The following is a 24,833-nucleotide window of genomic DNA, read 5'->3' as shown; positions in this document are numbered from 1 at the left end:
TTTATGAAAACGCTAATTCTTAATCAGCAGGAAGTTAAGGAACTTCTAAATATGCCTGATGCAATAAAAGCCGTAGAAGAAGCATACAGAGTATATAATTTACATAAAGTAAAGCAACCACTTAGGTTAAACTGAGAAAATTGAAATTTAATCCCGATTCTGCTTCTTTTAACCTAAAGCAACAAGAAGTCCCCTACCTAAAGAGGATGAGGGCCTTCTTGTTGTTTTAGTTTAAATTGTTAACTTATCTCTAAGCGTAAGTCCAAGTGGTGGAAGTATGTCACTAAGGAAATTAAAAAATACTCGCTTTTGGTCGAAATATAAAGAAAAATGCAATATGATTATAATAAAAAAGTTCTATGTTTTTGAAGGAAACTAGAGAAGATGTCTAGAAATAGAAACAAACAAAAAAGTTAAGCAATACTTAAAAAATTTCAAATTAAGGTCGGCACATTGCTATATTTCTAGGTGTAGAACGAATAACTTGAATTCATTGATAGTTACCTGAGATATTATTAAAAGAAATATTTAGAGATGAAGCGTTTACGGTAATTGGAAATTGACAAGTACATTATGAATTCATGACATAGAGCAAAAATAAAAAAATAGGGGGAAGAAAGATGAGGTATATGAAAAAAAGCTACAAAGCTCCATGGAGAGTAGGATTAACGATTTGTATAATTGTAGGGGTGCTGGTATCTAATATGATTTTTAGTTTTGCACAAAATGATAGTTTAAGCAAGAACTCTGTGCAGGTGTTAGTAGATGGAAGTGTGTTAGAAGGTGTGTTAAATGCCAGTGGTCAAACAATGGTTTCAGCTAAAGCCATAGGAAAGGTGCTAGGCAGGGATGTGACTTGGGACGCAGCCAGTAACACTGTAAAGATAGCATCACGACTTGATACTATTATAGAGCGTGGATATATTCGAGTTGGTACTGCTGGGGATTATAAACCTTTTACATATTTAAATCCAGAAACCAATGAATTTGAAGGATACGATATTGATGCAGCAAAAATGTTGGCAGAGGAGTTAGGGGTCAAAGTAGAGTTTATTAAGACTACATGGCCAACTTTAATGGAGGACTTATTGGCAGATAAATTTGATATAGCTATGGGAGGCATTAGCCGAAGAATGTCACGACAAATACAAGCAAATTTCTCGCAACCATATATTGAGTATGGCAAATCTCCTTTGATTAGAATAGAAGATAAGGAAAAGTATAAAAGCTTAGAAGATATCGATCAGTCTCATGTGCATATAGGAGTAAATCCAGGTGGAACCAATGAAGCTTTTGTTAAAGATAATATAAAAAATGCACAAGTTACTGTAGTACAAAACAATTTAGATATTCCTATAAAAGTAGCAGAAGGAGAAGTTGATGTAATGATTACAGATAGTATAGAAGCACTATTTTATGCTAAGTATGATGACCGCTTATATGCAGCTTTAAGTGATAATCCTTTTACAAAAAATCAAATGGGCTATTTATTCCATAGAGGAGATAGCATTTTTGCAGATGCTATTAATTTCTGGATGGATCAAATGAAGCTAACAGGGGAGTTTGAAAAGTTAAGCAAGAAATGGGTTCAGTAAACTCTTTGATATTTTAATAATAAAATAGTAATAAGATATTTGAAAAAGAAGCAGCATGACTATCGTGAGGTTTTAATCTGTAAGTGATAATCGTATTATGCCATCTGGATTGTAAGAGCTTCAAAACGTAGTGTATTTGTAACTGTCAAAGAATCTCCCCTGAGCTTACCAATAAGAAGTTTCACTAAAATAGCAGGTAGCAAAAGGCCTAATGTGGAAAGTTGCAGGAGACCGAAGCATCGCTTAAAAAGGTAGTCTTGGATACATAGAAGTTAATGGACGAGATTCTGGAGGATAATTACTATCGTCCTTTGATATACTTCTATCCTCGAATCTTTGTTTTAACCTATAGTGTTATAATAGATAGAGATATAAATGCTGCAATCAATATCCAAAATGAAGGATGTAGAATTCTTAGCGTATCTTAGTATATAAAAAAACGTTGGACAGACGAGGTTAGTTTGGTAAGTATATCAGTGTTGGCTGGTAAGTCCTTTGAAAAAGATTTAGTAAAACTAAAATTGAAAGATTGTTGCAAGAAGGGGGTTATGAATATGGACTTTATCCCAGCAAAAACAATTATATCTGGATATGCTGCAAATAATTCCTGGTTTGGTATCAACTATAATATGAATATCTACAAAGGATGCTGCCATGGTTGTATTTACTGTGATAGCCGTAGTGAATGTTATAGGATAGAAAAATTTGATAAGGTAAGGGCAAAGGAAAACGCCCTTGCCTTAATCGAGTGTGAGCTTAAATCTAAACGAAAAAAAGGTGTAATCGGTACTGGGGCTATGAGCGATCCATATAATCCCTTTGAAGAAGAACAGAAGCTGACCAGAGGTGCTTTGGAACTGATCAATCGTTATCGGTTTGGCGTATCTATCGCCACAAAAAGTGACTTGATTACTAGAGATATTGATATACTAAAAGAAATATCGGAGCACTCTCCTGTGTTAATAAAGATTACAATTACAGCTGCTGATGATACAATATGTAAAAAAATTGAACCTAATGTAGCTGTATCATCGGAGAGGTTTGCAGCTATTAAAAGGCTAACTGAGAAGGGTATTTTTGCAGGCATATTATTAATGCCAGTGCTACCCTTCATAGAAGATACAGCAGAAAACATCAGCAATATTATTACCCTTGCACATAAAAATGGAGCAAGATTTATATATCCTGCTTTTGGAGTAACCTTGAGACAAAACCAGAGACGATGGTATTATAACAAATTGGATGAGATGTTTCCTTCTCTTAAACAAAAGTACATACAGCAGTATGGAAGTACATATCAGTGCCGCTCCCCAAAGGCTCAAGAACTTTGGCAGTTATTTCAGAAAGAATGTGACAATCGTAGTATACTATATAAAATGGCACATATTATTAAAGGCTATAAACTTAGATATGAACAAAAACAGCTTTCAATATTTGATATAGAAGAATGATAAATAATCCAACGTTTACTGTTAATGTGGTATAATTCAAGTTGAAACATCTATATACCTTACTTTAAGGTATTTTGAGGAGGTACCAGATGAATAAACTTAAAAAGGTGATTATCAGAAAACACTTTTCTCTTGGAGAAGAGCTTGCTCATTCAATTTCCCATGGGATAGGGATATTATTAGGGATAACTGCTTTAGTTCTATTTGTATTAAAAAGTAAAAAAGTTGATAATATCTTATATATGGTTAGTATGATAATTTATTCAACTTCACTTATTATACTTTATACCAATTCTATGTTTTATCATGCATTTCCAGCGGGTAAAGTGAAGAATGTATTTGAACGTATGGATCATTCCTCCGTTTATTTATTAATTGCTGGTACATATACTCCCTTTTGTTTGATTGCGATTGGTGATGTGAAAGGAATTGTAATCTGTAGTATTCTTTGGAGTCTTGCTATACTTGGTGCTGTTTTTAAAATTGTATGGATTGAAAAATTTGTTAAAATACATGTACTCATATACTTAATAATGGGATGGACAATTATTTTTTTTACAGGTGCTATTTTTCAAGCATTAACAAAAACAGGATTTGTACTATTACTTGCAGGGGGCTTATGTTATAGTATTGGTGTTCTATTCTTTGTATTTAATTGGTTTAAATATCATCATTTTATATGGCATCTCTTTGTGCTAGCGGGAAGCATATTACTCTTTTTCTCAATATATATTTATATATAAAAAGCACGGGGACGGGGTTGCTGCTTTGTAGGAAAGCAACTTCTGTTAAAATGATCTTGAGGTGATAAGTATGCCAAGAACAGCAAGAAAAAAGAGTGAGACTGGAATATATCATATAATATTGAGGGGAATAAATAGGCAAAGTATATTTGAGGATAATGAAGATAGAGAGAAGCTATTGCAAACGATGATAAGGTATAAAGAAAAGTGTAGGTATAGCATATATGCATACTGTTTCATGGACAATCACTTTCATCTATTGTTAAAAGAAGGAGAAGAACCTTTAGAACAAATAATGAGACGTATAAGTGGAAGCTATGTGTATTGGTATAACAAAAAATATGAACGAATTGGAAACTTATTTCAGGATCGGTTTAAAAGTGAACCTGTAGAGACAGATTCATATTTTTTGACAGTTATAAGATATATTCATCAAAATCCTATAAAAGCAGGGATTACGAGAAAAATAAAAGACTATAAATGGAGTAGTTACAGTGAATATTTAGAAAGGAAAAAAATAATAGATAGAGAGTATGTACTAAAAAATTTTGCTGAAGATAAAGTTGTCGCCCTTGAATTATTTATGAAATTCAATAATGAGTGCAGCGATGATAAATGTCTAGAAATAGAAGAAAAAAAGAAGAAGATATCAGATGATGAATTAAGGCAGATGATAAAAAGTCAATTTAAGGTGGAAGCATGGACATTACAAAATGAACCCAAAGAAAAGAAGCAAATAATATTAAAAAAAGCGTTGGAGATAGAAGGAATATCAACAAGGCAGCTAGCAAGAGTTACTGGGATATCGGCAAATACTATTTGGAAGTTATGACACAGGAGAAAAGCAACAACCCCGTCCCCGCGCTTCCCCGCGCTTCTCAAAATGATTAGGTACCTAAATATGATATTGACATTTTTTTCAAGAATTATTATAATTGAAATAGTTAGGTACCTAATATAAAAGGAGGGTTTTATATGTGCAATACGATCTCAAATAATTTATACAATGCTCTACAACGCTTAAATAGACAGATGCATAGACATAAACATCGTATGATGCCACCAAGAGAAGGGCTTCATCGAGGGCAAATTCATCTGCTATTTCACATTTCAAAAAACGATGGGGTGATACAGCGAGATTTAGCAGAGTTAATGGATATGCGTCCATCATCTTTAACAGAAATGCTAACGCATTTGGAACAAAATTCGTTAATCGAACGAAGGCAGAATGAAAAAGATCGTAGAGTGATACACGTTTATCTAACCGATGCTGGTAAAACTGCTGTTAGTGGATTTGTTCAGGATAATGATAATTTGGCGGCTTCACTTTTTAATTGTTTGACAACGGAAGAAATGGAAAAAATGTTGGAGATAGTTACTAAGATTAACACTAATCTTGAAGGAATGGATAGTGGTGATATAAAGGAGAGATGTGGGGGTAGAAGGCACCATCATGGTCACAGGGAGCATAAAAAGTGCCACAGGTTTAGCAAATATATAAGTCTGGAATTTTGAAATAAGGAATGAACTCGCTTCAGAAAGCTAAAACACCGGGGCATCGGGTAGATGTCTTAACTCTAAAAGAAAAAATTCACATAAAGAAAGAGATTGATTTTTTACAAAGTATACAAAAGTATAGGTTTAGCGTTGAAAAACTGTGAAACATACGGGGAAGAATGTTGCATACCCAGGGGATTTGGAGGCCCAGGAGGTAATAAATATGAAACTATATAGCAAATACTTTAAAAAATATAAATTTCCATTTATAACAGCAGTCCTTTGTGTTGTATTGGAGACGATTTGTGACTTGCTTGGTCCTACACTTATGGCAAATATCATTAATATAGGGATTGAAGAAGGGTCTCTTTCCAATGTATATTACTGGGGAAGCCGTATGATTATGGTCACTGTCATGGGTGCTTGTTTTGCAGTGACCCGAAATATTTTGGCAAGCAAAGTATCACAACGTATGGGGGCAGATTTACGATATGATTTATTTAAAAAAACTATAAACTTTTCCGAAACAAGTGTTGATCAAATTGAAAGTGGTTCTCTTATTACCCGTATGACCAACGATACCTCACAAGTCATACAGTTTGTAAATGGTATTATGCGTATTTTCTTGAAAGCACCTATTATGTGTATAGGCAGTATTGTCCTTGCAAGTCTGCTAAACTTTCGGCTAAGTCTTATTATTTATGGCATTGTTGCAGTAGTGGCTGTTCTTATCATCCTCAGTATGAAGTTAAGCTACCCCCGTTTCTATCAATTGCAAAAATCGATGGATCAAATGAACTCAGTTGTGCAGGAGTATCTTATAGGTGTACGCTTAGTTAAAGCCTTTGGTACATATGATAAGGAAATTCATAAGTTTCAAGCCGCAAATACGAATTTAATGGATAAGGGCATATCTTCACAGATGGTCATTACTTTTATAGCGCCTTTGATGACTCTTGTTGTTGGAATCGGAACAGCAATCGTAATTTTTATAGGAAGTAGATTATTTTCTTTAAACCTTGCAACACCAGGGGAGATTACAGCATTTACAATTTATATGGCTCAAATTCTTAGCTCTTTAATTATGATCACAAACATATTTAATAGCTTTGTGAGAACGAAGGCTTCTACAGTACGTATCCAAGAAGTACTTGATTGTGAAGAAGATTTTACTCATGATGGTGAAATAAAAGAGTTAAATGGAGATATTAACTTTGAAAATGTTACATTTGCATACCCAGGTGGTAGTGGGATACCTGCCGTAAAAAATTTGACATTTTCTATCAAAGCTGGAGAAAGCTTGGCTATCATTGGTCCAACAGGCAGTGGGAAATCTACCATTGCTGAACTGCTGTTGCGATTCTATGATGTAAGTAAGGGAAAAATTTTCATTAATGGCTATGACATCAAAGAACTTAATATTGATTCACTCCGCAATAATATAGCCATTGTTCCACAAAAACCAATACTTTTTTCAGGCTCTGTAGCTGACAACCTTAGATGGGGAAACAAAGAGGCCACTGATGAAATGATGCAGGAAGCTGTAGCCACTGCACAAGCAGAATTTATTCTACAGATGCCAGGAGGTTATGAAGGTATTCTAGGGAGGGGTGGTGTTAATATTTCAGGGGGTCAAAAACAGCGTATTTCTATAGCCCGGGGAATACTGAGAAATTCCCCTATACTTATATTAGATGACGCAACCAGTGCTCTTGATGCAGTAACGGAAGCAAAGGTACGGGAAAATCTAAAGGCTAAAGCAAGAAACCAGATAGTCATTACCGTTACTCAGCGCTGTGGAACAGCTATGTTTGCAGATCGAATATTGGTAATGGACAATGGGGTGAAGGTGGGATATGGTACCCATGATGCACTTATGGAAAACTGCGAAATTTATCGAGACATTTACAAAACACAAATAGAGGGCAGTAGGGAGGTGTAATCTATGGCACAACAAGTATCTAATCAAGAAGTAAAGGTACCCTCTATTGGTGGCAAACCAGGGGGGCGTGGCGCCAATCGGTTTGCATCAACTGTGAAGGCTAAAAATACAAAAGATACCTTAATACGTGTTCTAAAGATATATATGCGTTGGGGGAAAACAATTTTTTTAGCCATGATACTTACAGTATTTTCATCAGCAATCTCTGTTGCCATTCCTTATTTTATAGGAAGGACCTTCAACACCTTTCAAATCCAGACTAGAACAGTGGGTACAGAAATACTGATAAATTTACTACTAATCATTGGTGCTTTGCATATAGCTAATTGGCTGATCTCATATATTAATGGCATGATTATGCTTCGAGTTTCACAAAAGCTTGTGTATGCGCTGCGCACAGAGTTTTTTCAAAAAATGCAGAGGCTTCCATTGAATTTCTACGATACACGCTCCCATGGTGATACCATGAGCAGAATAACAAATGACATAGACAGTATCAGTTCCACTATTGCACAAACAACTACACAATTAATATCCAGTGTGTTAACCTTAGGGGGCTCTTTGGTTGTTATGATCAAACTAAATATACCTCTGACCCTTGTTATCTTACTATGCGTTCCCCTTGTGGCACTTTTAAGTCGCACCATTGCATCTCAAAGCCGTGCTTATTTTTCGGCACAGCAGCGAAGTCTAGGTTCACTTAATGGTGTGATTGAGGAAAATATATTGGGTCTTAAAATGGTCAAAGCATTTGGAAAGCAAGAGGATGTTCTAAAGGAGTTTGAAAAAATTAATGAAATGCTATATGAAAGCAGTAAAAGGGCGCAGGTATGGTCTGGATATATGATGCCACTTTTAAATGTAATTAACAATTTCGTTTTTGCAGGAATAGCGATTGTTGGGGGAGTATTGACGATAGGATATGGTGTGACCGTTGGGACGGTTGTTAGCTTTATGAGTTATTCTAAACAATTTGCCTTTCCATTAAACGCTATTGCAGGTATGTTTAATACGATTCAGTCTGCCCTGGCAGGAGCAGAACGGGTTTTTGAAATATTGGACTTAAAAGAAGAGCCCACTGATATCGAGGATGCTATTGACATGAAATACCCTAAAGGAGATGTTACTTTTGAAAATGTATGTTTTTCATATGATAAGCACACCCCCGTTTTAAAAAATGTAAGCTTTAGGGCTAAGGCTGGAGAAATAGTTGCATTAGTGGGTGAAACCGGTGCGGGAAAAACAACGATTGTTAATCTACTTACTCGTTTTTATGATGTGGATAGCGGCAAGATTTTAATTGATGGTAAACCCATTACAACATTAAAGCGAAGTAGCCTAAGAAAATGCTTTTCAGTGGTATTGCAAGATACCTGCCTCTTTACGGGCACAATTATGGATAACATTCGATATTCTCAAAAGAATGCTACCGATGAAGAAGTGATAAAGGCTGCCCAGATAGCTCGTGCTCATGATTTTATTAATAAATTACCTAAGGGATACCATACGATGGTGTCTGGGGTTAGCGATAATTTGAGTCAAGGACAACGTCAGCTTATATCCATTGCTAGGGCAGTATTATGTGACAGTCCCATTCTAATTTTAGATGAAGCAACCAGTAGTGTGGACACAAAGACGGAAAAAGATATTCAGCATGCATTACTGGGTTTAATGAAGAATCGCACAAGTTTTTTGGTAGCCCATCGACTATCCACTATTCGAGATGCAGATCATATTATGGTGATTGGTGACGGGCAAATCATAGAAAGTGGAAATCATGAAAGTCTTATGAAAGAGGAGAGGCAGTATTATAGGATGGTGATGAGCCAAATAGGAATGTAGAATGCAAAGGAATGCAAAGGGACGTAAGGAATGCAAAGGGACGGAGTTACTGCTTTTTTAAGCAAACTTTGCTAAAATGATCCTGAGGTGATAAGTTTGCGGACTTTATGAAAGAAACTGAGCACAATTCTGAAAGCCTAATTACGGTAGTAGTACAATTTAAAATATACCATTAAGTAAGATATGAATAACTCAACAAGGTTCTATATTTTTAATATGGAATCTTGTTTTTTTATACTTTTATTGTCTTCATTAGTTCTGTAATCCTTTAAATCTAATTCTTTAACTCCACTTTTCATGAATCACACTTCAGTTTAACACTTTGAATTTTGCTAAAACCACAATATATCTTTTCTTTTAACACTTATGTCGTCTATGAAAAACATGATAAAAGATATGAAATTGTTTTGGAAGAATGAAAGCTATAGCAGTTCTTCATATATATTTTGTTGTTCCTGATAGCAGCAGTTTCAGTGATGGAGGCGCTAACCTAGATTATTACGATGTGTGCTCCATTTTTTTAAATTAATCTTCAATGATAAAAAGTGAGGTGCTTCATCGATAAGATAGGGAACTAATTTAGAGACTTCATCGTCTTAAATATTAAAAAAGCTTTTAATTATTTTATCAGAGGAGGATAAGCGATGAAAATAAGATTTGCAAAAGCTGTATCAGTATGTGGAATGGTAGTAATTGCAGGATTATCTACAGTAGGAGCAACTACGGTATATAATAACGTAAATGCTACTTTGAGGCCAGATATAACGCTGAAGTACAATAATGAAGCAATTGAATTAAAGGATTCCAATGGTGAGGTTATAACTCCGATTAAAATAAACGGAAGAACCTACTTGCCAATAAGGGCGATAGCCAATTTAACTGGATTAAATATTGACTGGGATCATGAAAACCAGACGATTCTTATTGGGAGTGGCGAAGAAGAAGTCGTAGAAAAGGATGAAATCGGTGTTAGGGGTGTAGTTAGTAATCTGGTTAAGGGCAAGGATGGTGTAACCTTTTTAGTAGAAGGAAAGCTGGAGAAGGACACTATGCTGTCTATAGCCTATGTAACAGTCAATATAGAAACCACGGTCATGAAGGATGGGGTGGATATAACAAAGGACTTTGGCTATTCAGAGATTAAGGAAGGAGATATTGTAGAGGCTGTTTTTAAGGGAGCTATCGCAAAATCCTATCCAGCTCAAGCCATGGCAAAGGAAATTAATATAATATCAGAGACCGCAAATGCACCTGTCATAAATAGACGGGTTAAGGAGTCAGACGTTGCAGGAGAAATATTGGAGATTGAAGAAGCAGGGAAACGCATACTGGTGGAGTCTAAAGACACTATCGTAAATGGTCTTATTTGGGTAACCATAAATGAAAAAACCAACTTCTTCGAAAATATTTCAGAAGATATAGCTATCGGATATAGAAATGTCAGCAGAGAGTTTGAGGTAGGGAATCATGTAGAAATAATAATAGCTGGAGGGGTCAAGGAGTCTTATCCAATGCAGGCAACCGCCGATGCAGTGGCAGTAAACGAAAAAAAATAAGTAAAAAGATGGACCGCTCTAGCGATAGTAAGTAGAGACGGTCCTTATTAATTCCACAGCAACGAGAGATTGTTGCTGTGTTTTAAAATTAAAAATGATTATATTGCATAAATTTTATTGCTAGGCAGTAAAGCTATATTCAGTCTAAAAAGCTGGACAGCTTTAATGCCCAGCAATTATAGTTAAATAAGCAAAGTATTATTTATTTTGCTGCTGACCTTGTTGTTGACCTTGCTGTTGCTGACTTTGTTGTTGACCTTGCTGCTGACCTTGCTGTTGTACGTTTTGACCCATACCCATCATTTGAGGCAGTTTATTCACTAGTTGGCTTACTGCTCCACTAGTGGGAGAATTTATTGATATAGTGGATACATTACCTTGATCTACAATCAATATAGCATCTGTTGATATTCTTGCACCTAATCCTAGTGCGTCCATACCTGTATTTGCCGCCCCTTTAGATGTAGATGCCGTATCTTGAGTGAGCTTACCTGAGGAGTTGCCACCGCCGTAACCTATAGAAACTGAAATAACTGGAACTAGCGTCTTGTTTTCCACTGATAGAGGTTTACCAAGGGTACCTTCCTCTTGAGTAAAGCTTTCAATATTTGAAAACAAAGCACTAATATTTTGTTCCATTGTATTATTTACATCCATGTTAATTCCTCCTTGAATTTTAATATATACTGTTTTTAGACCAGTTCCAATAAAAATCGCCCGAGATTTAGTTTTGCAGTAGCATTGATATTTATAAAATCATTGCTAGCTAAAAAGTTGGGTCTTTGGTATAAAGATTCTAATGCAAAAAACTTTGGGATCATGTTGAGTGCGGCAAAAGTTAAGCCTGTGAAACAAGGATCTTTAAATCCATATTGAGCACTTATACGAATATCAGTAGGATTAATCTTACTGAGAAGGTTCTTATTCCTTGTCTTTGTTTTATGACTTATCAGCTGCTTCTTAAAAATTCTTTTACTAAAAATATATATACTTAGAGTGAAAATGTCATTTTCTGTTGAAATCACTGATTTCAGAATAGGATAAAGCCACAACAATGTCACATTCAAATCTGAAGAAGTAGAATCAAAGTGAACTATAATTTTTGAAGCTACGATGAACAAAAGAACCATAAGAATCAAAGCTGAAATTATCACTATATATAGCAAAACCACGGATACTACCTCCATGCTTTATTAAAAATATGTTTCATAAATAGTTTAACCAAACTACGTACTTTTATAGTGGAAGATACTTCTGCATCTAGAATGATATGGAAAATTTTTAGGATGTTGACAACTAGTAGACAAATACACTATTTCATATTTTTTGAGCTTAAAACCACCCAGGAGAGAAAAACTATAACTTATCTAAAAAGAAAAAAGTTATAGTTTTAGCTGAAATAATGCAGCAACTTGAGGGTAGAAAATGCTATTCTCAAAAATAATTAAATCACATATCAAAAATAAGTCCTGATGTTGTTTATCTATAAAGAGAGATTAATTTATGAGTAGAAGAAAAGAACTTAAAGGATTATTGACTAGTTTAAACTCACAAATATCAGTAGAGGCTACAGTGCATGCTTTAGGGACAAAGTTAGTTAATAAATAAATATCTTTATTTATACGATTAAATGCTATAAAATATTCAACAAAAGGAGTTGATAAAATGAATGAAGCAAGTAAAGACATAAGTATTTTACAAAATTATGTAGTAACTCAAGAAAAGGAGGTGGATGAAGCCCTAAAAAAACAACTAAACAAACTAAACAGAAAAATTATAGTTTTAGACGACGATCCAACAGGAATCCAAACCGTAAATGAAGTATCAGTCTATACCGAATGGAGTAAAGAGTCTATTCTAAAGGGTTTTAAAGAAAAGAATAACATGTTTTTTATCCTAACAAACTCTAGGGCTTTAACAGAAGCAGAGACAGCTGCTGTACATAAAGAAATTGCTGAAAATATAGTATGGGTTTCAAGAGAAACAGGAAAGGAATTTATTTTAATCAGTCGTGGAGACTCAACCCTAAGAGGTCACTTTCCTTTAGAAACCAAAACCCTAAGAGAAGAGATTGAAAAGAATTTCGATATTAAGTATTCTGGAGAGATCATCATGCCTTTTTTCAAAGAAGGAGGAAGGTATACCCTGGATAATGTACATTATGTAAAGTATGATTCTAGTTTAGTACCTGCTGGTGAAACAGAATTTTCTAAGGACAAGACTTTTGGATTTTCTTCATCTCACTTGGGCGAGTGGTGTCAAGAAAAAAGCAATGGAAAAAACAAGGTACAGGATATGGTTTATATTACCTTGGAGGACCTTCGGAGTCATAATAAAGATGTTATTATTAAGAAACTCTTAGAAGTCGAGAACTTTGACAAAATAATAGTAAATGCTATAGACTATTATGACGTAAAGATATTTACTAACTGCTTAATTGATTGTATTTTAGAAGGAAAAGAGTTTATCTATAGGACCGCTGCTGCTTTTCCAAAGATAATCGGAGGAGTTAATCATAAGGATTTACTTACTAGAAAAGACATCATTTCCAAAGATAATTCAAACGGCGGAATAATCTTAGTTGGTTCCCATGTAAAGAAGACGACCCTGCAGTTAGAATATATGATGAACAATATCCAAGAAATTGAGTTTATTGAGTTCGATGTTAGTAAGGTGTCTGAAGAAGGAGGCCTAGAAAGTGAGGTAGAAAGAGTTCTAAAGTTACTGGAATCAACAGTTTTAGATGGTAGAACAGTTACTGTATATACTAGTAGAAAACTGTTGCAGGTTGAAACAGAGGATAAAAATAAAATACTCGAAGCATCTGTTAAAATATCAAATTCATTGGTAAATATCATTGGAAAATTAAGTGTAAGGCCCAGTTTTATTATAGCAAAGGGTGGAATTACCTCTAGTGATGTAGGTACTAAGGCCCTTCAGGTTAAAAAGGCAAAGGTAATGGGTCAAGTTAAGCCGGGAATACCAGTTTGGATGACCGGAGATGAAAGTAAATTTCCAGAAATGCCCTATGTAATTTTTCCAGGCAATGTGGGTGAAACCAGCACCTTAGGTGAAATAGCTGAAATGCTTATCGAAAAGGGAGAGGCTAATGATGATCATCAATAGTAAAGAATTGTTAACAGATGCAAGGAAAAATAGAAAATGCATTGCAGCATTTAATGTATACAATCTTGAAACAATACAGGCTGTATTTGATGCCTCGGAAGAAGTAAAATCATCTGTAATATTAGCCTTTGGTGAAAGCTATATTAAAAATACCAGCCTAAATGTAATAAGTGCTATTGTTAAGGAGATATCACAAAAACATTCAGTACCAGTAGTTTTACATCTTGACCATTGTAGAGATATAGACACTATCGTTGCAGCCATGAAGGTAGGATTCACATCTGTTATGTACGATGGCTCTCATCTTCCTTTTGAGGAGAATATAAAAAACACTAAAAGAGTAGTGGATCTTGCAAAAAGTTATGGAGCAAGTGTCGAGGGAGAACTAGGAAGTCTTAATGCAGAGGATGGAGGTAGTAAAGAAGACATAGTGTTTACTGATCCAAATAAAGCCAGAGAATACATAGAATCTACTGGAGTTGACACCTTAGCAGTATCAGTTGGTAATGTTCATGGACTTTACAAAGGAGTTCCAAATCTAGACTTCGATAGACTTAATAATATATATAGTGAAGGTAAGATTCCATTGGTGCTTCATGGTTCTTCTGGACTTTCAATAGATGATTTAAATAGGGCAATAGATATAGCTGTTGCAAAAATAAATATTAATACTGAAATAGCTCTAGCCGGCAGCAAAGCGGTTGAAATAGCTCTTAAAGAAGGCAAAAACGTTAGACTTGAGACCTTGATGGTTAAGGCACGGGAAAATATGAAAGCTACAATGATAAACTACTTAAAGATTTGCAGCAGAAACATTTAGTTAGCTTCATTAATTACACACCTAAATACTAAATTTACTTATTTTTATTAAATAATATATTGACTTTATTTTGTTATAGTGTAGACTAAGTGTATAGGCAAACATCCTACAAAGGATGTTGGACAGGAGGGGGAAGAGTGAAAGTTGGATTGATTTATACAAGTACAACACCTGAGCTAATATCTTACATCGAAGAAGAAATTAAAAAGCAGTTAGGTGAAGAAGTTGACGCCATAAGCTATCAAGATCCATCAATTTTGGCTGAAACAAGGGAAAATAATTATGTCACATCTAAAGCAGCAGCAAGATTGGTAAGTATGTATATGGAAGCAGCACAAAGTGATGTAGATGCAATTATTAATTTGTGTTCATCGGTGGGAGAAGTTGCAGACTCAATTCAAGATTTAGCCAAATACATAGGAATTCCCATAGTAAGAATTGATGAAGACATGTGCAGAGAGGCAGTAAGAAGAGGGAACAAAATAGCTGTGATGGCGACTTTGCCAACAACCTTAGAGCCTACTAAGAATACAATACTAAGGGTAGCTAGGGAATTAGGAAAAAGGGTTGAACTAACAGATGTTCTTGTGGAGGGTGCCTTTGGACTAAATCAAGAAACATTTAAAGAGCTCATGGAAAAAAGTGCATTAAATATCTCAGAGGATATTGAGGTAATCGTTTTTGCCCAAGGTTCTATGGCATATTGTGAAGATCATATTGCTAATAAACTTAAAAAAACAGTTTTATCAAGCCCTAGATTTGGTATTGCAGCTTTAAAAAATGCCCTAATGCTTAAGGGTGTGATTTAAGCCTAAAAGCAACACAGCATTAACAATGCTTTTAAATATTAATAAGGGGGAAAAAAAATGAAAAGAAAAATGATATTTTTATTAGTAATGGTTATTACGGTGACTTTGTTTGTCGCTGGTTGTGGATCAAGTACAAATCAGAGTACTGGAAACAACACAGATAATAACGCTGGCGGGGCTTCAGAAGAAGCAAGTATAACATTAAAACTAGGCTTTTCAACAAACGAGGAAGATCCTCGTGCTATTGCTGCTAAGCAGTTTAAAGAAGAGGTGGAAAGAAATACAAATGGTAGTGTTGAGGTTCAGATATATCCTTCTGGTCAGCTTGGAGGAGACGCTGCTTTGATCGAAGCAATGGCCTTAGATTCTGGAACTGTAGATATTATCATAACAGATGCTAGTAACTTTGCTACATACGAACCTAAAATGGGAATATCTGCCTTGCCTTTCCAGTTTGCTAGCTTCGAGGACGCTTGGAAATTCATGGACAGTGAAATACAGGCTGAAGTGGAAGAATTATTGCTAAACCATAATATGCGAGTTTTGGCCCACTATGACAACGGTTTCAGATGTGTTACAACCTCAAGGATAGCAATTGAATCACCAAGTGATATGAAGAATCTATTAATTAGAACTCCTGAGAATCCTGTGATCATGGAAACAATGAAATCTTTAGGGGCAAATCCTCAGCCTCTTGCCTTCTCAGAATTATATATAGCACTTCAGCAAGGCACCTATGATGCACAAGAAAATCCAATACCAGTTATCTACAATAATAAGCTTTATGAAGTGCAAAGCAATCTATCTATAACAAATCATATTTACTCTGGAATGTGTTTTACAATAAGTGATTCCACATGGAGCAAAATGAGCGATAGCCAAAAGGCAATAGTTCAAGAGGCTGCTACTAAATCTCAAGCCTATAATAGGGAATTGAATAAGCGTCAAACTGAAGAGTTATTAACTAAGCTAAGCGATGCTGGGATGACAATAATAGAGCCGGATTTAACACCATTCGTAGAAGAAACTAAAAGTGTTGGAGAAAACTTAAAATCACTATACGGTGACCTTATCGATAGAGTTGCCGAATGGCAATCAAATAACTAAATTTCATATTGACTCAAATGGAGGTATACCTCCATTTGAGTCAATCACATTAATCAGGTTTCTTATGCTCATAGGGGGGCCAGTTATGGAAAAATTAAAATTAAAAATTGATAAGGCAACTTTATTGATATCTTCTATTATGCTGGCGGTTATGATGATTATTTTGCTAGTAAATATTATACTACGATATCTACCTGGGTTTGGCGGCTTTAGATGGTATATGGAAAGCTCTCAGTATCTAAATGTATGGGCGATGCTCATTGCAGGAATATCTATATCACTGAATCGTAGTCATCTAAACATTAATGTACTTGAAGACAACATTGAGGGTCGGGGAAAAATAATCGTAAAAATAATAGTAGCGATATTTACAATTCTTTTCTATATAGGATTTGCATATGGTACCTATTTATTGGCAAGTAGATCAAAGCAAGTAATTTCTACAATGCCAAATTTTAAAATGGCCTATGTCTATTGGTTAATACCAATTATATCAATTTTGAGTGCAATTTCTACAGGGATAGGTTGTATATCTGATTTTAGAAATACGTATAGGCTTAAGGGGGGCATAGAATAATGATAGCATTTTTATTAATATCTTTTTTCTTTTTATTAATTATTGGCGTGCCTATTGCAATGTCCCTTGGTCTAGCATCTATGGGAGGAATACTCCTATTAAATGGAGGCAGTATGGTCTCAGTAGGTCAACGTATGTTTGAAGGAATGAACTCCTTCGCTTTATTAGCAATTCCATTGTATACTTTTGCTGGATTCACAATGAGTAAAGGTGGAATATCTAAAAGATTGATGGACTTTTCTTATGCTTTAGTAGGAAGATTTACAGGAGGATTAGCCCATGTTAATGTACTGTCCAGTATGATTTTTGCTGGTATTTCAGGCTCTGCTGTTGCTGATACAGCTGGTGTTAGTGGGATGGTAATGCCGGAAATGGTAAAAAAAGGGTATAGTAAAAAGTTTACTGTTGCGGTCACAGCAATTTCTTCTACCATAGGTATTGTAATACCGCCAAGTATTCCTATGGTGGTCATAGCTGGAATTCTTGGCTTATCAACGGGAAAATTATTTTTAGGGGGAATCATACCTGGAATCATGCTTGGAATAGGACAGATAATAGTCAGCTATCATCTTGCCAAAAGGGAGGGAATACAAAGGGAAAGAGAACCTTTTGATATAGGGTTTATCTTAAAATCAGCATATAAATCATTGCCAGCTTTATTGATGCCCTTTATTATTGTAGGAACAATTGTTTCTGGCATTGTGTCACCAACTGAGGCCGGCGTTATTGCTGTGGTTTATGGCTTAATTGTGGGGGGAATTGTTTATAAGGAGTTAAAATGGCGTGATATTTGTTATGCCTTTACCGAAACTGTTAAAACCAGTGGAAGAATTTTCATAGTTATTGGTGCAGCTAAGCTTTATACGATTATGTTAACTACAGCTGGATTTGATAGGTGGGTTTCTAGTACGATGTTAGGGTTGTCTACGAACCCGACTGTTATTTTAATCATGATATTATTAATCTTTTTTATAGTAACAATGTTTATGGAATCTATAGCAACCTTGACTTTGTTCATGCCTGTTATTTATCCTGTAGCTTTGTCAGTGGGAATTGATCCTATTCATTTATCTGTGCTTATTACTATTATGATAGGGGTTGGATTGGCGACGCCACCAGTTGGTATGTGTATATATGTTGCATGTGACCTAATGAATATGAGGGTAGGGCAAGTCATGAAAACTCTGATACCCTACCTGTTAGTAACCTTCATAATTATGGGCATACTTATTGTATTTCCTCAACTAATTCTTTGGCCTGCCAGCTTAATATAGTATAATAGAAAATATAGAAGTTTCATGCTGAAATCATTTTTTTTCAAGAATGAAATCAGAACGGTAAATTAATAAAAATCAGAGGATGAAGTAAATGAAAACAAAAGGAATATTGAACACATCACTTCACAGTAAATCAATAGTGGAAAGCATTGTAGATAACATTACAAATGCTATTATAATGGGTGAATTAAAGCCTGGGGATAAATTGCCAACAGAGATGGAACTAAGCAACTCAATGCAGGTTGGAAGAAACTCCGTAAGGGAAGCAATAAAGAAGCTTGAGGCCTATGGGGTTGTATATATTAAAAGAGCTGAAGGTACATTTGTAACCGACAGCTACAACCAAAAAATGCTGGACCCTATGTTATATGGTATTATTTTACAGGAAAATAAGTGGGATGACTTTGTAAAATTGAGAAGTGTAGTTGAAATAGGAACATTGCATGTTGTTAGTAGATCTCGTACTGAAGATCAAATTATCAACATTAAGGATTCTCTTACCAGCTTAATTAAAGCAATAAATTCACCATCTGCAAGTGTTGAAGATATTATGGAGGCCGATAGCAATTTCCATATGGCTATAACAAAGATTGCAGATAATCAATTAGTAGAGACAATAACCGACTATATAACAAGAATAACTATTCCGTCAAGGACACTAACAACAAAATCTATATTAGAACACAATTTGAGGGATGAGTTTATTGATCTTCATAGAAGATTTGTGGATGTAATTGAGGGATGTAAAATAAATGAAATTGAAGAGACTGTAATGCAGCATTATGTATATTGGAAGGGTTACAAAGATAACATGTTCCAAGATAAATAGAGAATTCTTTTAGATATATTATATACAAAGCTCAAATTATCTAGGAAAGGAAGTTATAAAATGAGAAAAGCCTTAATATCAGTAGCACCTGTATCTGCTTCTTCAACCAACATTGACCCTGCTGAAATAGCCAATGATGTTATTCAGTGTAGTAAAGCTGGGGCAGGTATGGTTCATCTTCATGTAAGAGATAAAAATGGAAAACTTACTTCAGATATGACCGTATTAAATGAGATAATTGGACTAATCCGTAAGGAATGTGACATAATAATACAAGCATCAACTGGTGGGATATCTGACCTTACGATAGAAGAAAGATGTGTACCAGTTATGTCAACCTTGGTTGAATCGAACTCATTAAATGTAGGCTCTGTAAACCTTGGCGATGCTGTATATCTTAATCCAATCAAAGATGTAAGATATTGTGTAGACAAAATAATAAAGAATAATAAGATTCCTGAGATTGAAGTGTTTGAAATTGGCATGATTAAAGCTACTAAGGATCTAACTCAGGAGTTCAACTTTGTAAAACCAATGTTATTTAGTATAGTTCTAGGGCATATTGGTGCATCTCCAGCAACCGTGAGGACCCTTCGATCTTTAATAGATTCTATAGATGAGTTTTTTCCAAACAAAGAGGAGGTATTATGGGGTATAACCCATGCCAATAGAAAATCTTTTGATATAATTGAAACAGCATTGGATTTAGGTGCATCTACTGTTAGAATTGGCTTTGAAGATAGTAATTTCTTGGATGAAGTCCAAACAGCAAAAAATAATTATCTTTTAGTGGAAGAGATAGCAAGAATTATTAAGAATAAGGGGATGCTGCCATATACACCGGATGAGGCTAGAAAACTATTGAGAATAAAGTAAAGCTAAGCAAACAAAACCATCTCTCTCCCCCCGCTTCTACTATTATTTCACTTAATGCTTTTCTAGATAAATACCTATAAAAAAGCTCCTTTCTGAGTTGGTATTAGTTAATATTACTATCAGAAAGGAGCTTTTGTTTTGATTTAAGCACAGATTATTTTGCACTATCTCAAAATACTAGATTTTATTGTCCGGCATTAGAAAAATGGTGTGTTATTAACATATAGTTGTATTGGTTTGCTTATATTAATCTACTTCTGAAAAGAATTTTACTTCTCCTGTTTCAAGGATATATTTAGCACCTAGAATTTTTAAATTGCCAGTGCCTATAAGTTCCTTTACAATAGGACTCTTCTCTATCTCTTCTATGGAATTTAAAATATTTTCATCCGTAGCTTTCTCATATAGCTCATCTCCAGCAACACCCATAGCCTTAACTTTCTCTACAGATGGCTGAATTATTCTTACAATGGAATCTATACTGCCAGGAACTTCTTCTCCCTTAGCTGTTGCGATTACAGCACCACACTTTTCATGGCCCATTACAACGATAAGCGGGCTTTCAAGAACAGCAGCAGCATATTCTATGCTTCCTAGTGCTACAGAATCAACAAGATTCCCTGCTAAACGAACGACAAACAGATCGCCTAGAGCTTGATCAAATACAATTTCGGGTGGAATGCGGGAGTCAGAACAGCTTACAACAATTGCAAATGGATGTTGTCCTTCGGTTAGAGTCTGACGTCTTTCAAGACTAATATCTTTAATACCAGCTTTATCATCTATAAATCTAGCATTTCCTTCTTTAAGAAGCTCAAATGAATTTGATGGAGATATTTCAATAACGGCTACCTCCTTAGATGCCTCCCGGGTCTCAGCATTAGAAACATTGCTATTATTTTGAGGTGCAGTGCAACCTATTAGTATGATTAGAGTAGCTAAAAGAATGATGCAAGTTATGTATTGTTTTGCTTTTTTTGTTCTTAGTATATACATAGTTAAAATCCCCTTTCTAGTAAGTTGGGATAGATATCTCTTAATGTGATTACCTAAATCCCTGATTACAACCAATCCCCTTTGAAATAATTTGTAATTAGGAAGAATCTAGAAAGAATATTTCATAGTAGGGTATATTCAATTTAATCACCACCTTCCCATGTGTTTGATAAAAATTGTACGGACTAGCAAATATACATACGCTTCTCAATATCATGAAAAAATCCAACAAAAAAATCCAATAACTATAAGCTTATAAAAAGCCGATAATTATTGGACTACGCTACGCCTGGTTTTCCAACCCTGCACTTGGTCTTCCTATTTACGTACTTGTATTGCATACGTTCATTAAATTTTGTACTAACACCAAAGTATATATTTATAATATTTATGAATTTCTTAATAAAGGTATCTATGAAGTTAATTACTTGGATAATATTTCCTTTACTTGTTAAAATTATATCATGTATAAATATAAAGTTCAATATTATTTCTAAGTAGTTTTATTAAATTAATTCAAGTACAACATTATATTGAAGAAAATTTTACCGATAAGATTGACTTTAAAAAAGTAGGGATGTGGTATAAAAAACTTCATTAATTTATCCGAAGTTACTGATGAAGTAAGTGATAGTCATAATAATACCAGTAATAGAAAAATGTGAAAATCTACGAAATAGGTTCTTTCTTGAGGAGTATGTATATATTTCTTTTGACGCAACCCCTTTTATCCTATGGGTCCCTACAGGGTTATGCATGATGCAAGTTGGAACTTGCCTCTTGTAATGAAAAATTGTATTATACAGGGAAGAAACCGAAGGAGCTTTATAAGCGAATACCAGGTCAACAACCCATACGAATAGATGATTCCACTGAAATATACGATATGTTTTTGAAAAATGGAAATCTAACCTATGGGAATAAAATGGGCGGAGGAGATAAAACTATTAATTCAAACGAACATGTTAAGAATACCTTCCATACAACCAATAGTAAGAGAATGGAAACTGCAACCTTGCTACATGAAAGGGAGTTGATTTTATGCGTCGAAAAAGAAGTCAAAAGAGAAAGACTAAATACTTTAAAATATTTATTTCAATTTTTATTGCTACATTTTTGTTGATTGGAGCCTATAAAAGCATCAGTCGACTTTTACCATTTATCTTAGACAGACCATCTGAAAAGATTAGGATTCCGTTATCGGATTCACAGCAAAAAAATACAGTGCCTCTAGATGAGCAGGAAGAAATGAATCTAAACCCATTAATGGAAGAACTATATAGCCCCTATTCAATACTGGTTCGCCTGAAGGACCAGAAGGTAGTTTCTGAAGTCAAGAGTGAGGAAAGAATTTATCCAGCTTCTCTTACAAAAATCATGACTGTCATAGTAGCAATTGAAAACATCTCTAATTTGAAAGAGCCTATTATTCTTCCAAAGGAGATCTTTTCCGATTTATATGAAGCTAATGCTTCAATGGCTGGGTTTTTACCAGGTGAGGAAGTGCCTGCAATTGATCTACTGTATGGAACGATGCTGCCTTCTGGTGCTGATGCTTCCATAGGACTAGCTGTTGGAATCTCTGGATCAGAAAAAGAATTTGTAAAACTCATGAACAAAAAGGCAAAGAAACTCAGGATGGATGGTACGCACTTTACAAATGCAACAGGTCTGCACAACGATAATCAATATACTACAGTAAAAGATATTGCTATGTTACTTCAGTATGCGCTAAAGAACGAAACTTTTCGCCAAATTTTCACCGCTGAAGGTCATTCCACCGCCAGCACTAATCTACACTCTAGTGGCATCACCTTTTACAGTACTTTGGCTACGAGAATAGATAGCTATGAATTTGATGGTGGGAGAATTCTCGGAGGTAAAACAGGTTATACCAATAAAGCTGGGCTTTGTTTGGCTAGCTTGGCTGTGAAGAATGGGACTGAATATATTTTGGTTACTGCAGGTGCAGAAGGTAATCCTCATACGGAACAATATCATATTATGGATGCACTTATGGTTTATAAAAATTATCTAATACAAATATGGCCTAGAGGTTTATAAAGATTCAAATAGTACTGAATATACTCGGTGTAGAGAATACTTAGTTATGAAAATAATGAAGAAAAGGCATATATTCTCCTTATGATTTGTGGGGGGATGCTCAGAAAGAAAAATAAAAAAATTGAGTAGAGCAACAGATGGAAAGTGAAATTGATATATAACCTATATATTGGTATAATATGTAATAACATTTTAAATTGTAAACCCAATGTAAAAGGGAAGGTGAATTACTTGGCCTTTATTCATAAGAAGATAAAAGGCAAGCTACATGAGATTATATTTGGAACAGATACCCTAGCGGGAAAAGCCTTTGATGTGATGTTGATTATTACCATTCTTAGTAATAGTATTTTGATTATTGCTGAAAGCGTAGATATTATTAGAAGTATTTATGGTATGTGGATAGCAGTCCTAGGTTGGTTTTTTGTTATTATCTTTACAGTAGAATATATATTAAGAATCTTAGTTGTTAGTAAGAAAAGTGCTTATATATTTAGTTTTTTTGGTATGATAGATTTACTGGCTATTTTACCAGTATTTTTAGGCTTTGGTTTACCCCAAATACGATTTTGGGCTATAATTCGAAGTCTTAGACTGCTAAGATTGTTTAGTATTCTAAAGATGGGGCGCTATATGGATGAATCTGGCCATTTATTACGTGCATTAAAGGCTAGTAGACCCAAAATCACTGTCTTTCTTTTTACAATTCTGTTTATTATTGTGATAGTAGGATCAATGATGTATGTTATTGAGGGACCTCAGCATGGATTTAACAGTATCCCTGAGTCCATGTACTGGGCAATTGTCACGGTTTCCACCGTTGGTTATGGGGATATCTCTCCCCAGACGCCTATAGGTAAGCTGGTCTCTAGTTTACTAATGATCATCGGTTATGGAATTATAGCTGTACCTACAGGAATCATCTCCCACGAGCTAGCACATACCTCCAAAGATCATGAAAAGGGAAAGACATGTCCAAACTGTCATGCAGGAGACTATGTTGAAGATGATCAGTTTTGTTCTAAATGCGGCACTGCACTTAGAGGATGATATAAAAGGAATATAGGTTATAGCTATTTTCCAGTGTATAATGAATGGAGGAGCCCATTGGTTAGGTCTTGAACTTATGAAGAGTGCTGCTGAGATTATCAAAGAATATATGGAGGAAAATATGATAAGAAATTTTGAAATGGATGATTTAACAGAGGTTATGAAAATATGGCTTGAATCAAATATTGAGGCTCATGATTTTATTGACAAAAGTTATTGGCAAGGGAATTATGAAGTAGTTAAGAAGATGTTGCCAAAGGCTACAATATTTATTTATGAAAATAATGAAAAAGTTCAAGGGTTTGTTGGTTTGATGGGCAATTATATTGCAGGAATTTTTGTTGATATAGAGAAACAGTCTAAAGGTATAGGGAAAATTTTACTTAATCATGTTAAAGAAAACTACTCCTCGATATCACTGCAAGTTTATAAAAATAATGATCGTGCAGTTAAATTCTATCTAAGAGAAAATTTTGTTATCACAAAAGAACAGATTGATGAAAATACCAACGAACTGGAGTATGTAATGGATTGGAAAGATCATCAATAGAGAGCCTTTAGACGAAAATTACAAGGATAGCGGTTTATCTGCGATTATCCGGTTACTAGAAGATATGTACTATATAAATATGAAGATATTCTTTAGAAGCATCTACTAAAAGTGATATGCTCCCTT

24 protein-coding genes are annotated in these 24,833 nt (G+C 34.8%); 21 read left to right on the top strand and 3 right to left on the bottom strand.

Annotation, left to right across the window (positions count from 1 at the left end; all coding sequences use genetic code 11):
• Nucleotides 1-3: 3 nt before the first annotated feature.
• The 10 genes from CACET_RS21175 to CACET_RS14975 all read left to right on the top strand — a co-directional run bounded on the left by CACET_RS21175 (nucleotide 4) and on the right by CACET_RS14975 (nucleotide 10,626).
• On the top strand, nucleotides 4-135 hold the full coding sequence (locus tag CACET_RS21175) for a hypothetical protein (RefSeq protein WP_278287084.1): 132 nt from the start codon (nucleotides 4-6) through the stop codon (nucleotides 133-135).
• Nucleotides 136-620: 485 nt separating this feature from the next.
• Entirely contained in the window at nucleotides 621-1,595 is a 975-nt protein-coding gene (locus tag CACET_RS15010) for a transporter substrate-binding domain-containing protein (protein ID WP_201774931.1), read from the top strand.
• Between the two features lie 275 nt (nucleotides 1,596-1,870).
• Nucleotides 1,871-2,023: a hypothetical protein gene (locus CACET_RS20560; protein WP_158386087.1), complete on the top strand. Its 153-nt coding sequence runs from the start codon at nucleotides 1,871-1,873 to the stop codon at nucleotides 2,021-2,023.
• Nucleotides 2,024-2,149: 126 nt separating this feature from the next.
• A complete protein-coding gene (locus tag CACET_RS15005) occupies nucleotides 2,150-3,046 on the top strand; it encodes an SPL family radical SAM protein (protein ID WP_044824447.1) in 897 nt (298 codons plus the stop codon).
• 89 nt (nucleotides 3,047-3,135) lie between these two features.
• Nucleotides 3,136-3,789: a PAQR family membrane homeostasis protein TrhA gene (trhA, locus tag CACET_RS15000; protein ID WP_044824448.1), complete on the top strand. Its 654-nt coding sequence runs from the start codon at nucleotides 3,136-3,138 to the stop codon at nucleotides 3,787-3,789.
• 70 nt (nucleotides 3,790-3,859) lie between these two features.
• A complete protein-coding gene (locus CACET_RS14995) occupies nucleotides 3,860-4,621 on the top strand; it encodes an REP-associated tyrosine transposase (protein WP_044824449.1) in 762 nt (253 codons plus the stop codon).
• 143 nt (nucleotides 4,622-4,764) lie between these two features.
• Nucleotides 4,765-5,304 (top strand): MarR family winged helix-turn-helix transcriptional regulator, encoded by a 540-nt coding sequence (locus CACET_RS14990; RefSeq protein WP_044824450.1) that lies wholly within the window; start codon nucleotides 4,765-4,767, stop codon nucleotides 5,302-5,304.
• A gap of 205 nt (nucleotides 5,305-5,509) precedes the next feature.
• On the top strand, nucleotides 5,510-7,228 hold the full coding sequence (locus tag CACET_RS14985) for an ABC transporter ATP-binding protein (protein ID WP_044824451.1): 1,719 nt from the start codon (nucleotides 5,510-5,512) through the stop codon (nucleotides 7,226-7,228).
• Between the two features lie 3 nt (nucleotides 7,229-7,231).
• On the top strand, nucleotides 7,232-9,070 hold the full coding sequence (locus CACET_RS14980; RefSeq protein WP_044824452.1) for an ABC transporter ATP-binding protein: 1,839 nt from the start codon (nucleotides 7,232-7,234) through the stop codon (nucleotides 9,068-9,070).
• A gap of 644 nt (nucleotides 9,071-9,714) precedes the next feature.
• Nucleotides 9,715-10,626, top strand: coding sequence for a DUF3221 domain-containing protein (locus CACET_RS14975; RefSeq protein WP_044824453.1), 912 nt, complete (start codon nucleotides 9,715-9,717; stop codon nucleotides 10,624-10,626).
• 198 nt (nucleotides 10,627-10,824) lie between these two features.
• Here CACET_RS14975 and CACET_RS14970 read toward each other — a convergent pair whose 3' ends face one another.
• Complete coding sequence (locus CACET_RS14970) at nucleotides 10,825-11,283, bottom strand: GerW family sporulation protein (protein ID WP_044824454.1); 459 nt, start codon at nucleotides 11,281-11,283, stop codon at nucleotides 10,825-10,827.
• A gap of 35 nt (nucleotides 11,284-11,318) precedes the next feature.
• Nucleotides 11,319-11,798: a hypothetical protein gene (locus CACET_RS14965; protein ID WP_044824455.1), complete on the bottom strand. Its 480-nt coding sequence runs from the start codon at nucleotides 11,796-11,798 to the stop codon at nucleotides 11,319-11,321.
• Nucleotides 11,799-12,291: 493 nt separating this feature from the next.
• On the opposite strand from CACET_RS14965, the gene CACET_RS14960 reads away from it, so the two are divergent.
• The 8 genes from CACET_RS14960 (at nucleotide 12,292) to CACET_RS14925 (ending at nucleotide 20,047) form a co-directional block, all read left to right on the top strand.
• Complete coding sequence (locus CACET_RS14960; protein WP_044824456.1) at nucleotides 12,292-13,752, top strand: four-carbon acid sugar kinase family protein; 1,461 nt, start codon at nucleotides 12,292-12,294, stop codon at nucleotides 13,750-13,752.
• Nucleotides 13,739-14,572: a class II fructose-bisphosphate aldolase gene (locus CACET_RS14955; RefSeq protein WP_044824556.1), complete on the top strand. Its 834-nt coding sequence runs from the start codon at nucleotides 13,739-13,741 to the stop codon at nucleotides 14,570-14,572. Before CACET_RS14960 ends, CACET_RS14955 begins: the two co-directional genes overlap by 14 nt.
• A 137-nt stretch (nucleotides 14,573-14,709) precedes the next feature.
• Entirely contained in the window at nucleotides 14,710-15,381 is a 672-nt protein-coding gene (locus CACET_RS14950) for an aspartate/glutamate racemase family protein (protein WP_044824457.1), read from the top strand.
• A gap of 57 nt (nucleotides 15,382-15,438) precedes the next feature.
• On the top strand, nucleotides 15,439-16,488 hold the full coding sequence (locus CACET_RS14945; RefSeq protein ID WP_044824458.1) for a TRAP transporter substrate-binding protein: 1,050 nt from the start codon (nucleotides 15,439-15,441) through the stop codon (nucleotides 16,486-16,488).
• Nucleotides 16,489-16,573: 85 nt separating this feature from the next.
• Nucleotides 16,574-17,065: a TRAP transporter small permease gene (locus CACET_RS14940; protein ID WP_044824459.1), complete on the top strand. Its 492-nt coding sequence runs from the start codon at nucleotides 16,574-16,576 to the stop codon at nucleotides 17,063-17,065.
• Nucleotides 17,065-18,339 carry a TRAP transporter large permease gene (locus CACET_RS14935; RefSeq protein WP_052661346.1) on the top strand — a complete coding sequence of 425 codons (1,275 nt, stop codon included), beginning with the start codon at nucleotides 17,065-17,067 and terminating at the stop codon, nucleotides 18,337-18,339. Before CACET_RS14940 ends, CACET_RS14935 begins: the two co-directional genes overlap by 1 nt.
• Nucleotides 18,340-18,433: 94 nt before the next feature.
• Nucleotides 18,434-19,171, top strand: coding sequence for a FadR/GntR family transcriptional regulator (locus CACET_RS14930; protein ID WP_044824461.1), 738 nt, complete (start codon nucleotides 18,434-18,436; stop codon nucleotides 19,169-19,171).
• Nucleotides 19,172-19,231: 60 nt separating this feature from the next.
• A complete protein-coding gene (locus CACET_RS14925; protein ID WP_044824462.1) occupies nucleotides 19,232-20,047 on the top strand; it encodes a beta-keto acid cleavage family enzyme in 816 nt (271 codons plus the stop codon).
• A gap of 246 nt (nucleotides 20,048-20,293) precedes the next feature.
• Here the strand turns inward: CACET_RS14925 and CACET_RS14920 are convergent, their stop codons facing one another.
• Complete coding sequence (locus CACET_RS14920) at nucleotides 20,294-21,043, bottom strand: carbonic anhydrase (protein ID WP_044824463.1); 750 nt, start codon at nucleotides 21,041-21,043, stop codon at nucleotides 20,294-20,296.
• A 1,041-nt stretch (nucleotides 21,044-22,084) separates the two neighbouring features.
• Between CACET_RS14920 and CACET_RS14915 the strand changes: the two genes are divergently transcribed.
• From CACET_RS14915 to CACET_RS14905, 3 genes are all read left to right on the top strand, one after another.
• Nucleotides 22,085-23,107, top strand: coding sequence for a D-alanyl-D-alanine carboxypeptidase family protein (locus tag CACET_RS14915; RefSeq protein ID WP_052661349.1), 1,023 nt, complete (start codon nucleotides 22,085-22,087; stop codon nucleotides 23,105-23,107).
• Nucleotides 23,108-23,338: 231 nt separating this feature from the next.
• On the top strand, nucleotides 23,339-24,157 hold the full coding sequence (locus tag CACET_RS14910) for an ion transporter (protein ID WP_201774932.1): 819 nt from the start codon (nucleotides 23,339-23,341) through the stop codon (nucleotides 24,155-24,157).
• 40 nt (nucleotides 24,158-24,197) lie between these two features.
• Entirely contained in the window at nucleotides 24,198-24,707 is a 510-nt protein-coding gene (locus tag CACET_RS14905; protein ID WP_341410552.1) for an N-acetyltransferase, read from the top strand.
• Nucleotides 24,708-24,833 lie beyond the last annotated feature (126 nt).

This window comes from Clostridium aceticum (assembly GCF_001042715.1).
GTDB lineage: Bacteria > Bacillota > Clostridia > Peptostreptococcales > Natronincolaceae > Andreesenella > Andreesenella acetica.
The sequence above is the reverse complement of the archived record's forward strand: the minus strand, read 5'-3'. Positions and strand labels throughout refer to the sequence as shown.

Excerpts from the sequence above, each read along its gene's own strand:
- CACET_RS21175 (WP_278287084.1), top strand. The coding sequence starts at position 4 with ATGAAAACGCTAATTCTTAATCAGCAGGAAGTTAAGGAACTTCTAAAT.
- CACET_RS15010 (WP_201774931.1), top strand. The coding sequence starts at position 621 with ATGAGGTATATGAAAAAAAGCTACAAAGCTCCATGGAGAGTAGGATTA.
- CACET_RS20560 (WP_158386087.1), top strand. The coding sequence starts at position 1,871 with ATGGACGAGATTCTGGAGGATAATTACTATCGTCCTTTGATATACTTC.
- CACET_RS15005 (WP_044824447.1), top strand. The coding sequence starts at position 2,150 with ATGGACTTTATCCCAGCAAAAACAATTATATCTGGATATGCTGCAAAT.
- trhA (WP_044824448.1), top strand. The coding sequence starts at position 3,136 with ATGAATAAACTTAAAAAGGTGATTATCAGAAAACACTTTTCTCTTGGA.
- CACET_RS14995 (WP_044824449.1), top strand. The coding sequence starts at position 3,860 with ATGCCAAGAACAGCAAGAAAAAAGAGTGAGACTGGAATATATCATATA.
- CACET_RS14990 (WP_044824450.1), top strand. The coding sequence starts at position 4,765 with ATGTGCAATACGATCTCAAATAATTTATACAATGCTCTACAACGCTTA.
- CACET_RS14985 (WP_044824451.1), top strand. The coding sequence starts at position 5,510 with ATGAAACTATATAGCAAATACTTTAAAAAATATAAATTTCCATTTATA.
- CACET_RS14980 (WP_044824452.1), top strand. The coding sequence starts at position 7,232 with ATGGCACAACAAGTATCTAATCAAGAAGTAAAGGTACCCTCTATTGGT.
- CACET_RS14975 (WP_044824453.1), top strand. The coding sequence starts at position 9,715 with ATGAAAATAAGATTTGCAAAAGCTGTATCAGTATGTGGAATGGTAGTA.
- CACET_RS14970 (WP_044824454.1), bottom strand. The coding sequence starts at position 11,283 with ATGGATGTAAATAATACAATGGAACAAAATATTAGTGCTTTGTTTTCA.
- CACET_RS14960 (WP_044824456.1), top strand. The coding sequence starts at position 12,292 with ATGAATGAAGCAAGTAAAGACATAAGTATTTTACAAAATTATGTAGTA.
- CACET_RS14955 (WP_044824556.1), top strand. The coding sequence starts at position 13,739 with ATGATCATCAATAGTAAAGAATTGTTAACAGATGCAAGGAAAAATAGA.
- CACET_RS14945 (WP_044824458.1), top strand. The coding sequence starts at position 15,439 with ATGAAAAGAAAAATGATATTTTTATTAGTAATGGTTATTACGGTGACT.
- CACET_RS14940 (WP_044824459.1), top strand. The coding sequence starts at position 16,574 with ATGGAAAAATTAAAATTAAAAATTGATAAGGCAACTTTATTGATATCT.
- CACET_RS14935 (WP_052661346.1), top strand. The coding sequence starts at position 17,065 with ATGATAGCATTTTTATTAATATCTTTTTTCTTTTTATTAATTATTGGC.
- CACET_RS14930 (WP_044824461.1), top strand. The coding sequence starts at position 18,434 with ATGAAAACAAAAGGAATATTGAACACATCACTTCACAGTAAATCAATA.
- CACET_RS14925 (WP_044824462.1), top strand. The coding sequence starts at position 19,232 with ATGAGAAAAGCCTTAATATCAGTAGCACCTGTATCTGCTTCTTCAACC.
- CACET_RS14920 (WP_044824463.1), bottom strand. The coding sequence starts at position 21,043 with ATGTATATACTAAGAACAAAAAAAGCAAAACAATACATAACTTGCATC.
- CACET_RS14915 (WP_052661349.1), top strand. The coding sequence starts at position 22,085 with ATGCGTCGAAAAAGAAGTCAAAAGAGAAAGACTAAATACTTTAAAATA.
- CACET_RS14905 (WP_341410552.1), top strand. The coding sequence starts at position 24,198 with ATGAATGGAGGAGCCCATTGGTTAGGTCTTGAACTTATGAAGAGTGCT.